Below are 12910 nucleotides of genomic sequence, written 5' to 3' on the forward strand. Positions count from 1 at the left end.
TCAACCTCCTTTCACCGAGCCGGCAAGCAGCCCGCGGACGAAATAGCGCTGCAGCGAGAAGAACACGAACAGCGGCACGATGATGGTGATGAACGCCGATGTGGTCAGGATCTCCCACTTGCCGCCGCGCGAGCCGAGCAGCGCGTTGAGCTTGGCCGTCAGCACGATCTGATCGGGCGCCGTGCCGAGGAAAACCATCGCCACCAGCAGATCGTTCCATACCCACAGGAACTGGAAGATGGCGAAGGAGGCAAGCACCGGGAAGGACAGCGGTAGCACGATCTTGACGAAGATCTCGAAGTCGCTGGCGCCATCGATGCGTGCCGATTCCATGATCTCGCGCGGCAGGCCGGCGATATAGCTCCTCAGCAGGTAGATGGCGAAAGGCAGACCGAAGCCGGTATGTGCCAGCCATATGCCGAGATAGGTCTTGGACGGCACGCCGAAAAAGGCGCCGACCCCGTTGTAGAGCCTGAGCAGCGGGATCAGCGACATCTGCAGCGGAACCACCAGAAGGCCGATGATCACCGCGATCAGCAGCGGCCGTCCGGGAAAGCGCATCCAGGCCAGCGCGTAGGCTGCGAAGGCTGCGATCAGGATTGGGATGATCGTCGCCGGGATGGTCACCGTCAGCGAGTTCATGAACGAGCGGCCGATGCCTTCGGAAAACAGCACCGCATCGTAATTGTCCGTGGTGAATTTCGGCGGCGCCGAGGAAGCGAAATAGACGCGCTGGCCGCGGTCGCCCTCGAAGGCCTTCGGTGACGACAGCACGAAGCCGCCGTCGGCATTCATCTGCAGCGTGACGCCGTCATCGAGGTCGGCAACCGATCCCGCCTTGTACTGCGTCGGCGCGGAGGACTTGACGCCGAAGGCGCTGATCTCGCGCTTGGGGCCATCGCCGAAGATATTGCCCTCGATGACGTATTTGCCGTCCTTCTGGATTTGGGCCGACGCGCCCGGCAGCCGTCCCGCCTCGCTCTGGCTGGAGCTGGCGAAGGAGTTCCACCAGCCGGAGGCGACGATCTGGTCCTTGTCGCGCAGCGACGAGACGAGGATGCCGAGGGTAGGGATGGTCCAGATCGCCACGAAGACGAGCACGGCGATATGGACGCCGAAGCGGCCGACAAAGGACTTTCCGGTCTTGGTCGCCATCTCAGTGCCCTCCCGTCTCTTTGTTGGCCTGGCGGATGTTCCAGACCATGATCGGGATGACCGCGATCATGATGATGATGGCGATGGTGGCGCCGCGGCCGAAATCGCCGCCGCCGCGGAACATCCAGTCGAACATCAGATTGGCGAGCACCTGTGTATTCCACTGGCCGTTGGTCATGGTCAGCACGATGTCGAACACTTTCAGCACCAGGATGGTGATGGTGGTCCACACCACGGCGATCGTGCCCCAGATTTGCGGCACCATGATCTTCCAGAAGATCTGGAACGGGTTGGCGCCGTCGATCACGGCCGCTTCCAGCGTCTCTTCCGGAATGCCGCGCAGCGCCGACGACAGGATGACCATCGCAAAGCCGGTCTGGATCCAGATCAGGATGATCATCAGGAAGAAATTGTTCCAGAACGGCAGCGATATCCAAACCTGCGGCTGGCCGCCGAAATATTGGATGATCGCGTTGAGCAGGCCGATCTGCACCTGGCCCTCGCCACGGTACTCGTAGATGAATTTCCAGATCACGCTGGCGCCGACGAAGGAGATCGCCAGCGGCAGGAAGATCAGGCTCTTGGCGATGGTGCCCCACCAGATCTTGTCGGTGAGCACGGCGATGATCAGGCCGAGGAAGGTGCAGGCAGCCGGCACCACGGCCAGCCACAGGATGTTGTTGAAGATCGAATTGCGCAAATCATGATCGCTGACCGCCCATTCATAATTGGCGAGCCCGACGAAATTGGTGCCGCCGCGGTCGAAGAAGGAGAGCCACAGCGTCGCGATCACCGGGTAGATCAGGTAGATGGCTAGGATGATCATCGCCGGGCCGACGAACAGCCAGGGCCGCACCATTCCCTGCCGGCGCAAATTGTCGACGGCGGCGGTGCCCGAGACGCCGCGTGACGGGAAGACGAGATCGAGCAGTTTGTTGGCGCCCCAGAAATAGGCGACACAGCCGCCGACGCCGATGATGATGACGAATATGGCCGAGAAAATCTGAGCCGCCATGGGTCCCTCTCCCTGCGCATGACCGGCCGGCCGAGGCTGGCGATCGGATGCACCGACTTTCGGTTATTCGGAACAATCGAAACGCGAAGGCTTCCGGCGCGGACCGCCGGTCGGACCCGGGCCGTAGCCCGGGTCCAATAGGAGGATTAGGAAGATTTCAGGATGCTATTTGATGCCGTCCCAGCTTTTCTGGATGTCGGCGGCGACGTCCTGCGCGGACTTGCCGCCCACCAGGTCGACCATGCCGGTCCAGAACGAACCCGCGCCGATCTTGCCCGGCATCAGGTCGGATCCGTCGAACCGAACCGTCGTGGCGCCGACCAGGATTTCGCCCTGCTTCTTCAGCGCGTCGCTGCCATAGGCCTCCTTGTTGGCTGCCTTGAAGGGGGTGACGAAGCTCTTCTGCGCCATCCACAATTCATGCGCGAGCGGCATCTCGAGGAACTTGATGAACTCGCGCGAGGCCTTGGAATCCTTGGTGATCATCACCAGCGTTCCGGCCACTTCCAGCGGCGTGCCCAGTTCCGGCTTGGAGGCGTAAGGCGGGTAGGGGAAGAAGTCGGCGTCCTGGCCGAGCTTCACGTTTTCCGGGAAGAAGGACGGGATGAACGATGCCTGGTGGTGCATGTAGCACTTGGGCGGCACGGTGAAGAGGCCCTTCGGGCTGTCGCGGAAGTCGGTCGCCGCGACCGCCTTGGCGCCGCCGTCCACCATCTTGTCGTCGGTGGCGATCTTGCCGAAGATGTCGATGGCGTTGACCACGGCCGGATCGGTGAACGGGATCTCGTTCTTCACCCACTTGTCGTAGACTTCCGGCGGCTGCGTCCTCAGCATGATGTCCTCGACCCAGTCGGTCGCCGGCCAGCCGGTGGCGCCGCCCGAACCCAGCCCGATGCACCAGGGCTTGCCGCCGTCGGCGACGATCTTCTTCTCCAGATCGGCGAGTTCTTCCTGGGTCTTCGGCACTTTGTAGCCGGCCTCGTCGAAATTGTCGGGCGAGTACCAGACGAGCCCCTTCACGTCGATCTTGTAGGGAAAGGCATAGAAGCCCGATTTGCCGTCCTTGCCCGTATAGGTGCCGAGCTTGGCCCAGGAGTCGCCGGCGGCGTAGTTTTCCTTGATCCAGGCCGCGACGTCGTCGCCCAGCGGGGTCAGCACGCCCTTGGAAGCAAGATCTTGGATGAGGCCGGGCTGCGGCAGGACGGCGATGTTGGGCGGGCTGCCGGCCTGGGTGTCGATGACGATCTGCTGCTCATAATTCTCGGACGAGGAATATTTCACCTCAGCGCCGGTCGCTTCCTGGAAATAGTCGAGAACGGATCGGACAAGCGCCTCGTCCTCGCCGCGCCACGGCCCGAAGATCGTCAGCGTCTCGCCCTTGAGGTCGACCTTCTTGAGGTCGTCGTAATTGGCCCAATGAAATTTCGAATCCTCGCCCGGCTTGAACTTCAGTTCGGCTTGCGCCGGCAGGCTGAGGGTGAGTGCCGCGAATGCCGCACCCAAGAAAAGCATTTTCTTCATCGCAAGTCCTCCCAGTGATCACAAAAAGGACGAAACCTCCATTTCGTCCGCCGACGCCGCGGAACTGTGACTCAGCGAAAGGGCAACCGCAACCTTTCGAAGAGGCTTCCAAAGCGCTTTGGCTATTTTGATCTCGCCATTGAATCGCCTTGGAGTCAAGTGGGCGACGTCATTAATCGATTTAAATAGGAGAAGATTAAGCGAAAAAAGTGCAGCGCAGCATGCTTTTTTGGCGCTGCAGCAGCAATTTTGCTTCAAACGAAGCTGTCTGGCCTCTAAGGTCGTCCTGCTTGATGATCTCGCCAACAATCGTCAGGCCGATTCAAAATTGAAAGCGCTTTGAGGCTGGAGGGCCTCCGATGAACCTCAAGCAGCTGTCGCATATGCTGTCGCTCTCGCAGACCACGGTGAGCCGGGCGCTGAACGGCTACCCCGAGGTCAACGAGGAGACCCGGCGCCGGGTTATGGATGCCGCCAAGCGCCATGGCTACCGGCCCAACCCCAGCGCGCGCCGGCTCGCCACCGGCAAGTCGGGAATGATCGGCTATGTGCTGCCGACCGGTGCCGCCGTCGACATCGATCCGCACTTCGTCGAATTCCTCTCCGGCCTCGGCGACTATGCCCGTGCGCACGAGCTCGACCTTGTGCTTTCGCCCGCCGATGCCGACGACGAAGAGACGACCTACCGGCGCATCGTCGCCAACCGCCAGGTCGACGCCGTCTACCTGTCCTCGCCGCGGCCGGCCGACAAGCGGCTGGCGCTGGTCAACACGCTGGGCATCCCTTTCATCGTCCATGGCCGCAGCGAAGGCTTCGATTTCGACTATCCCTATCTCGACATCGACAATGAGGGCGCCTTCCACGAAGCGTCGAGACTGTTGATCCAGCTCGGCCACAAGCGCCTGGCGCTGATCAACGGCAACGAGCGCGAGACCTTCGCCATCCACCGCGAGCGCGGCATGCGCCGCGCGCTTGCCGCGAACGGGCTGGCGCTCGGCGAGCGCCACATCCGCTCGGTGGCGATGACCGAGGAAAACGGCTACCGCGCCGCCCGCCGCCTGTTCGAGGAGGCTGAGCCGCCGACGGCGATCGTCTGCTCCAGCCTCATCATGGCGCTGGGTGTGGTGCGCGCCGTGCGCGATCTCGGCCTCACCATTCCGGGCGACCTCTCGCTGATCGCCCATGACGACGTCTTCCCTTGGCTGCGGCCGGAGAATTTCCCGGTGCCGCTGTCGACGACACGCTCCTCGATCCGCCTCGCCGGCGCGCGTGTCGCCGAGCGGCTCGCGGCGCGGATATCGGGGTTGGAGGAGGGGGCTCGCGGTGAGGTCTGGCCAGTGGATCTGGTGGTGCGAGGGTCGGTGGCCGGAGCGCCGGTATAGGGGCTAATCCAACACCTTCGCCACCGCCTCATTCCGGGCAACTGCCGTGGGACAACGGTCAGCCTTCGGCTGCTCCTGATGCTGGACGGCGACAACCGGTAAGCCAGAACCGTCAACCAGTCCTTCCGGATGCGCCATTTGCCGACATTCCCATTCACCGAAGCGGATCCAGTCCAGTACCCCGGTCCTCCGCCGAAGGCTTCGGAGGTGGTGATCGTCGGTGGCGGGATCATCGGCGTAACGACGGCCCTCTTCCTTGCTTCCCGAAACATTCCGGTGACGCTGCTGGAAAAAGGCCGCGTTGCGGCCGAACAGTCCTCTCGCAATTGGGGGTGGATCAGAAAGCAGGGACGGGACGCGGATGAGCTGCCGATCGTCATCGAGGCCATTCGCCTATGGCGGCAACTGGCCGAGGAATGCGGCGAGGACATCGGGCTCAACCAGACAGGCGTGACCTACCTGGCGAACGCCGACAAGGATATGGCCAAGTTCGAAGAATTCATGAGGATCGCCGCGATCCATGAGCTTGACACACGCCTCCTGGGCGCCGACGAGACCGCAAAACTCATCACCGGCATGTCGCGCAGGTTCAAGGGCGCGATGACGACGCCCTCCGATATGCGCGCGGAACCTTGGTTGGCGGTGCCTGCGTTAGCCAGGCTTGCCGTGCGAAAAGGCGCCAGGATCGTGGAGAATTGCGCGGCGCGCACCCTCGAGATCGCAGCCGGCAGGATCAAGGGCGTTTGGACCGAGGCGGGATATATCGAGACCTCAACCGTGCTGGTCGCGGGCGGCGCCTGGTCGTCCCTGTTCCTGGCGAGACATGGCATAGCCATCCCCCAGCTCAGCGTCCGCGTTACCGCGGCCGCCACAGAACCCTTGCCTGAGGTCTATCGAGGCGCGGCCGCCGACGACCACATCGCTTTCAGGCGCAGGCAGGATGGCGGATATACGCTCGCTGCGGGCGGCAGCCACTTGCTTTATCTGGGGCCTGACGCATTCCGGCACTTCACCAAGTATATTCCCGCCCTCAGGGACAATCCGTTCGGCACGCGCTATTTCCCGTTCGCTCCGTCAGGCTACCCGGATGGCTGGTCGACGCCACGCGATTGGGCGCCGGATTCCTCAAGCCCTTTCGAAAGAATGCGCGTGCTCAACCCAACCCCTGAGCCGGCAAAGCTTCGCTCGATCGAGCGCAATTTCAAACAGCTTTTCCCCCGGTTCGAGACGGTTCGTCTGAAGGCCGGCTGGGGGGGCTTGATCGACGCCATGCCCGATGTCGTCCCCGTCGTAGATCGGGTCCAGGCGATTGGCGGTCTTTTCGTCGCGACGGGCATGAGCGGCCACGGATTCGGTATCGGACCTGGCATCGGCCGCGTCGTCTGCGACATGATCCAGGGAAATGAAACCGGCCACGACCTCAGCCGTTTTCGACTGTCGCGTTTCTATGATGGAAGTCCTGTCCGGCTAGGTCCGGCTCTTTAAATGGGGACCGGAAGTCCATTCTCAATCGCCACGCCATAGGCGATTGGTCGCTGACGGTCACTGCGATGACGCCCGATTGCGATGCGGGTGTTAGTTAAACCCTAAGTTCTTTTGAAGCGACCGGATCGACCTTCAGACGGACCAAATTCTCTGTCCAGCAGCCCCATAATGATGTCGTCCTGCCAAGCCCCGCTGACCAATGCGGCTTCGCGCTCACGTCCCTCCTCCACGAATCCGCATTTGCGGTAGCAGGCGATCGCGCGGGAGTTGCTCGATAATACACGCAGGAACACACGGTGCAGGCCAAGACCAAACGCATAACCGAGGACGAGCCTGATCGCTTCGGCGCCATATCCCTTGCCGAGATATGCTTGATCGTCGATGCCGATGGCCAAGGCCGCCCTCTTATCGTGCCAGTCTATGCTGTGAAGGCGCACATGACCGACAAAGCAACCTGCATCGATCACCCATGCATAGTCCTGTTGCTCGATGAAGCGAATGGCTGCTTCGGCATCGGCTCGGGTAAAGGTTGTGTTGGGGTCGAATATCCCACCGTAGGCTTCAACGATCTCGCGATGCCGACCGAGCGCTAGCCGCGCTTCCACATCTTCGGGAATTGGTCTGCGAAGGATGAGGCGAGCGCCCCGAAGTTCGGGAAGATCGGCATTCATCGGTAAGAACTAGGATGTTCGCGCCTATTTGTCGAATGACTGGGCCCTGTGAGGTCTGGAAGAGGGCGCGCGCGGCAAGGTCTGGCCAGTCGACCTGTGCGTGGGGACCGATGGCAGGGGCGCGCGCCGGTTTAGAGACGGAAACTCAATCGCCTTGAGCGACGACGTCAGCCGCTCTCCGTCTTCCACAGTGAACGGCAGCCCTGCGCCGCATTGTCGATCATGATTTTCGGCACGAACCGTCATTTCATGGCTTCCTGCTTGCAAGACCCTACCACATGGGTCCGTATTGGAAAAACTATAAAGCGAAACATACCCTTAGCAGTAACTTTGGTGTAGTAGTTGCTAATAGAATGTTTTTCTGCGAAATTAATAAAAAATAACGGATTGGCCTAAATAAAAGGTCGGGGGAGGGGCACGTTGCGATATCATCGACGCGTGGCTTTTGTTGTGGCTGTAACCTCTGCAGTCTCTGCGTGCGCGGTAAGACCGACCGTGCACGACATGACAAGGTATTACGCACCCGAGATCGTCAGAAAGGTTCGCTGCGAGGCCCTGCAGGGCATAGCGGACGTGTATGCCGGGTGGCTAATCTATAACGACGACGATCCGTATGGGCAGGATGTTGCCCGGAAGATTAGAGATCGAAAAATAAAGCTCTGGTCGATCGACTGGAAGAAGCTTATACCGGCCGATTACGCGTACGTCGAGTATTTCGACCCTACTGTCATCGCTTACGACTTCAATTTGGATATTACAGAAACAAATGACGCAAGCCTTGATTTGAATTTTTTGAATGCTATCACCAATGGGACGGTCTCAATACCCTTTAAGACCGGAATAAATCGATCTAGAAACGGAGTTCAGACTTTTACGCTAACGGATACGTTCCATTTCCTTCTCAACGATCTCGATCACGATTACTGTGATCCGAAATCAGGCGATGTTCGCCCAGGATTCTTTTCGACACAGCCAAATTTCGTATACCCGATCGTCGGAAAGATCGGAATCGCTGATATGGTGAGTGACTTTGTTTCGCTGAAACTCTTTGGTCATCTGGGAACAGATGACAAGCCGGCGATGGCTTACTCTCAGGAATTTACGACAAAGATCTACGGCGACGTGAATCCTAAGATTGAAATCGTCTCATCGGCCTCTTTCAAGGACGGTACACTCGGGCTCGCAAATTCAAGAGAAGATAAACACAAGGTCGTAATTGGATTTTCGGTAAAGGTGCCGCCGGAGTTCAAGTCCGAGGAAAAGAAGGTCGGGACATACGTGAGAATCGAAGGAGACGCAACTACGAGAAGGGCACTTGAAGAGGTCGACCGACTGATCCAGCGTACGGAAGGCAATGTGGTGACGCTTAAATAGGGAATAAGAAGGCCATGGCGCGCAAATTGAAGAGCCGCAATGAACAAGACCCGAGGGTAAAGTTGTTTCCGATACACAGAAAGTGGGTGGATATGAACGCTTTTACTTTTGCTAACCTTGTTCTTGAGAGTAAGGAGCGAGGACAGCTTGGAAGTCTCATGGAAATTCTGAAGCAAGATCATGTAACGCTCAAAGCTGAGACAGTGAACGAGTCAAAGCGGATCCTCCGCGATGCTGACGCCGACCTGAGCAGTCCGTTCGCGCGCGTATATCTTAGGCTTGATCCAAAGCGCTGTAAGAAGCGTCCCTATTCCCCACCGATTGGACGCGACCTCTCAAGTTCAGAAGCTGATGCTTTAGAGGAGTGATCCAGTCTGGTCGTTGGTTAGCGCAACCTTGCTGCGGCAAGCCTATGCAAGATGGACCGGCAACTGCCTGCCGGTCTCGGCCATCGACGACAAGTCGGTTGATTGAGTTTGACCCTAACGCAGGTTGCCCAAACTCACTCCTTCGCCGCGTCCGCCGCCTTGATGTCCAGCAACCCATAGCCGAAGTCATTGTCGCGCCCCTTGGGCCCGAGATCCTTGGCCGTCGCCGCCAGCGCCTTCTCGATGCCATCGGCAGAGCGATCGGGCGCAGCGTGGATCAGATTGGCGATGGCGCCGGATACGATCGCGGCGGCGAAGGAGGTGCCGGTCACCACGTCGGAGCCGTCGCCGCTCGGCGCCACCATCTCGACGCCCGGCGCCGAGATGAAGACATAGGCGCCGCGATTAGCCTGCGGCATCAGCCCGTCCTTGGCGTCGGTGGCGGTCACGGCGATCACGCCGTCGAAGGCCGCCGGATAGCCATAGGGCGCCTTCGGGCCGTTGTTGCCGGCGGCGGCCACCAGCACCATGCCCAGCCCCCGCGCATTCCGGCAGGCAGTGCCGAGCAGGTCGTTCTTCGGCCCGACGAAGCTCATATTGATGATGCGTACGTCCTGGCTAGCCGCCCAGTCGAGCGCCGACAGGATGACGTCCATGGTCGACTTGCCGCCTTCGAAGGCGCGCGCGTGATAGATCCTGGCGCCCGGCGCCATGCCTTCCAGCGGACCGACACCGGCAATCAGTCCGTCGACCGAGGTGCCGTGGTCGCGTTTCTCGATCGCCACATTGGGCATGGCATCGTATTGGCCGGCAATCACGCCGGCGAGCGCCGGGTTGCTGTCGTCAATGCCGGTGTCGATGACGGCGACCCGCACATTCTCGCCGCTCGCCGCCTTGGCATCGAGCGCGATGCGCTCGAAGGCATAGTTGACGATGCCCGCCGCCTGTTGCAGCGAATAGATATGGTTCGGCTCGCGCCGCTGCGTGCGCCCATCGGCTGCGAGCTGCGCCAGGACCACGCCGACGGGCCGCCCGTCGGTGATGCCGAAGCGCACCAGGGTCGCGCCGAGCAGCCGCGACTGGCGCTGCGAGCGCACCTGCAGGCCGAAGGAACTGGCGATCTGCTGTACGACCCCGGAGCCGCCGTCGACCGTCACCAGCACCTCGTCGGGCACGAACTCGCCGGCGATCGCCCGCGGCGGCTCCGCGAGGTTGAGGCCTTGCGGCACCGTGACCGGCCCGCTCGGCGTCGGAGCGGGTAGCCGCGTGTTGTTCGAACCGTTCGACGACGATGTTCCGTTGGACGGTGCCGGCGTTTGCGGGGCCGTGGGCGCCGGCGGGTTCGGGAACAGATCGACGATCAGCGCCGGCAGGAACACCGCGCCGCCCTTGGCTGCGTCCTTGCTCCTACCGCCATCTGCGCGGCCGCTGTCCTTGTTGCAGCCGCCACCGGCCGCCGTCGTGCGGTCCAGGCAATCGAGCTGTTTTTGCGTCAGGTTCGGATCGTTGGTCTGCGCGGAGGCAGGCGCGGCGACAAACGCCGCCGCCGCAAGGAGAGCCGCATGCAGAATGACCGCCTTAGCCGCCATCGGCCGGTTTCCTTCCCTGCACCACAGCCTCCGCGAAAGGCTGGGCGGCAATAAGACCGACGAGCTTGTCGTAATCGGCCGCCGTGCTGGCCGGGATCGTCAGGTGGAACACGCCGTCCGCGGTCGGGCCGCCGGCGATCTTCAACCCGTTCTGGCCGAGGAAGGCGGCGATATCGGCCATCTTCGCATCCGGCTTGAACTTGACCAGCGCGAAAGGCAGCTTCGCCAGATCGTCCTGGGCGCCGGCCACTTCGAAGTCGTTGCCCTTGCCGCCCGGCTGTTCGAAGGACTGCACGATGACCAGCGCAAGCAGCGCCGCGGCGGCCGCCCAGGCGACGCCGGCAGGCATTGCCGTCACCCTGCCGAAGACTCTTGCCAGCCAGGATTGGCCGGGCGTGCGCACCGGACCGGACTCGGCGTCCAGCGCCTTGGAGAAGCGGGAGAACGCGTCGGCGGGCGGCCGGATCGCCTCGTTGGCGGCTGCGGTGCCGGAGAACTCGGCCTCCGCTTCGCCAAGCGCATTCATCGCCGCCGGATCGGTGGCCAGCCACTCCTCGACGGCCTCCAGCTCGGCGCCTTCCAGCGAGCCGTTCAGGTAGAACGGCAGCAGCGTTTCCATCTCGTCCCGACGCGACATCTTTTCAGCGGCGCTCATGGCCAACCCCTGTCGTAACCGGCGGCCTTGAGGGCTTCGCCGAGTTTCTTGCGGGCGTAGAACATCCTGGTCTTGACGGTCGCGACCGGGATGTCGAGCACCTCGCCGATCTCGGTCACCGACTGGCCATGATAATAGGCAAGGTCGATCACCGTGCGGTGTTCTTCCGGCAGGGCATCGACGAAGCGCCGCAAGGCGGCGGCCTTGTCTTCCTTCATGGTCACGACTTCCGGCGTGTCGGCGCCGTCGGGAACCTGCGCCGCATCGTCGTCGTCGATCCAGTCTTCCTTCTTCTTGCGCAGCATGGATAGCGCCTTGAAGCGGGCGATGCCGAGCAGCCACGTGGAAACTTCAGAGCGGCCCTCGAAACTGGGCGCCTGTTTCCACAGCTCCAGAAAAACCTCATTCGTGATATCGTCGGCCATCATTTCCGATCCCGTCTGGCGCGCCACGAAGCGGTAGATCCGCGCGTGGTGACGCATGAACAGGAGCCGGACGGCGGCCCGGTCGCCCTTCGCGACCCGGTCCACAAGCGCGCGATCGGTTTCCGTCGCCGCATTCATGGCCGGTCGAGCCGCCTGGCTCCTCGAAGCTCTGTCGCTGATCGGTCCAAAAAGGTTCACCCTCCGCCAAGGATTTCTTGGAGGCTAACTGAAGAGCGGGGAGGTTGCCAGTAGGGACGCTTTTCCTTCTCCCCTTGTGGGAGAAGGTGTCGCCGAAGGCGACGGATGAGGGGTGCTCCAGGGAATGCCAACGTCTCACTGCGCTGGAACACCCCTCATCCGTCTCGGCGCTGCGCGCCGATCCACCTTCTCCCACATGGGGAGAAGGGAAAGGCCGCGCTTACCCCAAAAACGCCTTCGCCTTCATCGTCTCCGGTATCGTCACACCGAGCCGGCTCAGCACCGTCGGCGCAAGCTGCAGCTGGTCGAGCAGCGTGTCGGCCTCGGGCCCCTTCGCAGGTCCGAAATAATAGAGCGCGAAATCCTGCATCTCGTCATCATGGCCGCCATGGTGGCCGCGGCCCGTCTGGCCATGGTCGGCCGTCACGATCACTTCATAGCCGGCTGCGCGCCATTGCGGCAGGAAGGCGGCGAGCATTCCGTCCATCGCGTAGCAGGCATGGTCCATCTCGTGGCAGTCATGGCCGAAGCGGTGACCCATCGAGTCCAGCGTGCAGGTGTGGAGGATGCCGTAGTCGATGCGATGGCGTTTGGTCAGCATAGTCAGCGTCGCGAACAGGTCGACGTCGCTTGGCGTCATCTGATTCTTGAGATTGTAGCCGGTCATGGTGTGGAAGCGGCCATGCGTGATCGGCCCGCTTGGCTCGTCAAATTCCATGTCCTCAATAAGGTCGAACGGATACGAGCGGAAGAATTCCGACCAGTAGGAATGGGTCACCGCGCCCGTCCTGCCGCCGGCCTTGCTCACTTCCGAAAAAATGTCCGGCTGCGTGACGCGAAAGCGGTTCTCGTTGGAAAGAATGCCGTGCACCTGCGGCGTGATACCGGTGTGGATCGAGGCGTAACAGCAGGCGGAGGTCGACGGCAGCACCGAGCGCATCTTCCACACCTGCGCCTCGCCCGACTGCGCCCAGCCTTCGAGATTGCCCATCAGCCGGCGCCAGTTCCGGTAGGGCACGCCGTCGAGGATGATGAGCAGCAGTTTGGATTTGAGCGCCACGGCGGTTCCCAT

13 protein-coding genes are annotated in these 12910 nt (G+C 61.5%); 5 read left to right on the forward strand and 8 right to left on the reverse strand.

The window, feature by feature from the left end; genetic code table 11:
• The 3 genes from LB525_RS15830 to LB525_RS15840 form a co-directional block, all read right to left on the reverse strand.
• Entirely contained in the window at positions 1–1155 is a 1155-nt protein-coding gene (locus LB525_RS15830) for a carbohydrate ABC transporter permease (RefSeq protein WP_224545305.1), read from the reverse strand.
• A 1-nt stretch (position 1156) separates the two neighbouring features.
• Positions 1157–2170: a carbohydrate ABC transporter permease gene (locus tag LB525_RS15835; RefSeq protein WP_095768190.1), complete on the reverse strand. Its 1014-nt coding sequence runs from the start codon at positions 2168–2170 to the stop codon at positions 1157–1159.
• A gap of 165 nt (positions 2171–2335) precedes the next feature.
• The gene (locus tag LB525_RS15840; RefSeq protein WP_224545306.1) at positions 2336–3691 is read right to left on the reverse strand and encodes an ABC transporter substrate-binding protein; all 1356 of its coding nucleotides are present in this window, start codon (positions 3689–3691) and stop codon (positions 2336–2338) included.
• Positions 3692–3809: 118 nt separating this feature from the next.
• On the opposite strand from LB525_RS15840, the gene LB525_RS15845 reads away from it, so the two are divergent.
• From LB525_RS15845 to LB525_RS15855, 3 genes are all read left to right on the forward strand, one after another.
• On the forward strand, positions 3810–4034 hold the full coding sequence (locus LB525_RS15845; protein WP_224545307.1) for a hypothetical protein: 225 nt from the start codon (positions 3810–3812) through the stop codon (positions 4032–4034).
• Positions 4035–4050: 16 nt separating this feature from the next.
• Positions 4051–5073, forward strand: coding sequence for a substrate-binding domain-containing protein (locus LB525_RS15850; RefSeq protein WP_224545308.1), 1023 nt, complete (start codon positions 4051–4053; stop codon positions 5071–5073).
• A gap of 138 nt (positions 5074–5211) precedes the next feature.
• Complete coding sequence (locus tag LB525_RS15855) at positions 5212–6558, forward strand: NAD(P)/FAD-dependent oxidoreductase (RefSeq protein ID WP_224545309.1); 1347 nt, start codon at positions 5212–5214, stop codon at positions 6556–6558.
• A 101-nt stretch (positions 6559–6659) separates the two neighbouring features.
• On the opposite strand, the gene LB525_RS15860 is transcribed toward LB525_RS15855, so the two are convergent.
• Positions 6660–7229: a GNAT family N-acetyltransferase gene (locus tag LB525_RS15860; RefSeq protein WP_224545310.1), complete on the reverse strand. Its 570-nt coding sequence runs from the start codon at positions 7227–7229 to the stop codon at positions 6660–6662.
• Between the two features lie 504 nt (positions 7230–7733).
• Here LB525_RS15860 and LB525_RS15865 point away from each other — a divergent pair.
• Both LB525_RS15865 and LB525_RS15870 read left to right on the forward strand, forming a co-directional pair.
• Complete coding sequence (locus tag LB525_RS15865; RefSeq protein ID WP_224545311.1) at positions 7734–8603, forward strand: hypothetical protein; 870 nt, start codon at positions 7734–7736, stop codon at positions 8601–8603.
• A 14-nt stretch (positions 8604–8617) separates the two neighbouring features.
• Positions 8618–8971 carry a hypothetical protein gene (locus tag LB525_RS15870; protein ID WP_224545312.1) on the forward strand — a complete coding sequence of 118 codons (354 nt, stop codon included), beginning with the start codon at positions 8618–8620 and terminating at the stop codon, positions 8969–8971.
• Between the two features lie 134 nt (positions 8972–9105).
• Here LB525_RS15870 and LB525_RS15875 read toward each other — a convergent pair whose 3' ends face one another.
• The 4 genes from LB525_RS15875 to LB525_RS15890 all read right to left on the reverse strand — a co-directional run bounded on the left by LB525_RS15875 (position 9106) and on the right by LB525_RS15890 (position 12898).
• Positions 9106–10560: a S8 family serine peptidase gene (locus tag LB525_RS15875; protein WP_224545313.1), complete on the reverse strand. Its 1455-nt coding sequence runs from the start codon at positions 10558–10560 to the stop codon at positions 9106–9108.
• On the reverse strand, positions 10550–11215 hold the full coding sequence (locus LB525_RS15880; protein WP_224545314.1) for an anti-sigma factor: 666 nt from the start codon (positions 11213–11215) through the stop codon (positions 10550–10552). The genes LB525_RS15875 and LB525_RS15880 overlap by 11 nt, the downstream gene beginning before the upstream one ends.
• Complete coding sequence (locus LB525_RS15885) at positions 11212–11778, reverse strand: sigma-70 family RNA polymerase sigma factor (RefSeq protein ID WP_095770209.1); 567 nt, start codon at positions 11776–11778, stop codon at positions 11212–11214. The genes LB525_RS15880 and LB525_RS15885 overlap by 4 nt, the downstream gene beginning before the upstream one ends.
• 280 nt (positions 11779–12058) lie before the next feature.
• Positions 12059–12898 (reverse strand): alkaline phosphatase family protein, encoded by an 840-nt coding sequence (locus LB525_RS15890; RefSeq protein ID WP_224545315.1) that lies wholly within the window; start codon positions 12896–12898, stop codon positions 12059–12061.
• Positions 12899–12910: the final 12 nt, after the last annotated feature.

The organism is Mesorhizobium sp. CA16 (genome assembly GCF_020165175.1).
In the GTDB taxonomy this organism is placed as follows: domain Bacteria; phylum Pseudomonadota; class Alphaproteobacteria; order Rhizobiales; family Rhizobiaceae; genus Mesorhizobium.

Excerpts from the sequence above, each read along its gene's own strand:
- LB525_RS15870 (WP_224545312.1), top strand. The coding sequence starts at position 8,618 with ATGGCGCGCAAATTGAAGAGCCGCAATGAACAAGACCCGAGGGTAAAG.
- LB525_RS15875 (WP_224545313.1), bottom strand. The coding sequence starts at position 10,560 with ATGGCGGCTAAGGCGGTCATTCTGCATGCGGCTCTCCTTGCGGCGGCG.
- LB525_RS15860 (WP_224545310.1), bottom strand. The coding sequence starts at position 7,229 with ATGAATGCCGATCTTCCCGAACTTCGGGGCGCTCGCCTCATCCTTCGC.
- LB525_RS15865 (WP_224545311.1), top strand. The coding sequence starts at position 7,734 with ATGACAAGGTATTACGCACCCGAGATCGTCAGAAAGGTTCGCTGCGAG.
- LB525_RS15840 (WP_224545306.1), bottom strand. The coding sequence starts at position 3,691 with ATGAAGAAAATGCTTTTCTTGGGTGCGGCATTCGCGGCACTCACCCTC.
- LB525_RS15885 (WP_095770209.1), bottom strand. The coding sequence starts at position 11,778 with ATGAATGCGGCGACGGAAACCGATCGCGCGCTTGTGGACCGGGTCGCG.
- LB525_RS15835 (WP_095768190.1), bottom strand. The coding sequence starts at position 2,170 with ATGGCGGCTCAGATTTTCTCGGCCATATTCGTCATCATCATCGGCGTC.
- LB525_RS15880 (WP_224545314.1), bottom strand. The coding sequence starts at position 11,215 with ATGAGCGCCGCTGAAAAGATGTCGCGTCGGGACGAGATGGAAACGCTG.
- LB525_RS15830 (WP_224545305.1), bottom strand. The coding sequence starts at position 1,155 with ATGGCGACCAAGACCGGAAAGTCCTTTGTCGGCCGCTTCGGCGTCCAT.
- LB525_RS15850 (WP_224545308.1), top strand. The coding sequence starts at position 4,051 with ATGAACCTCAAGCAGCTGTCGCATATGCTGTCGCTCTCGCAGACCACG.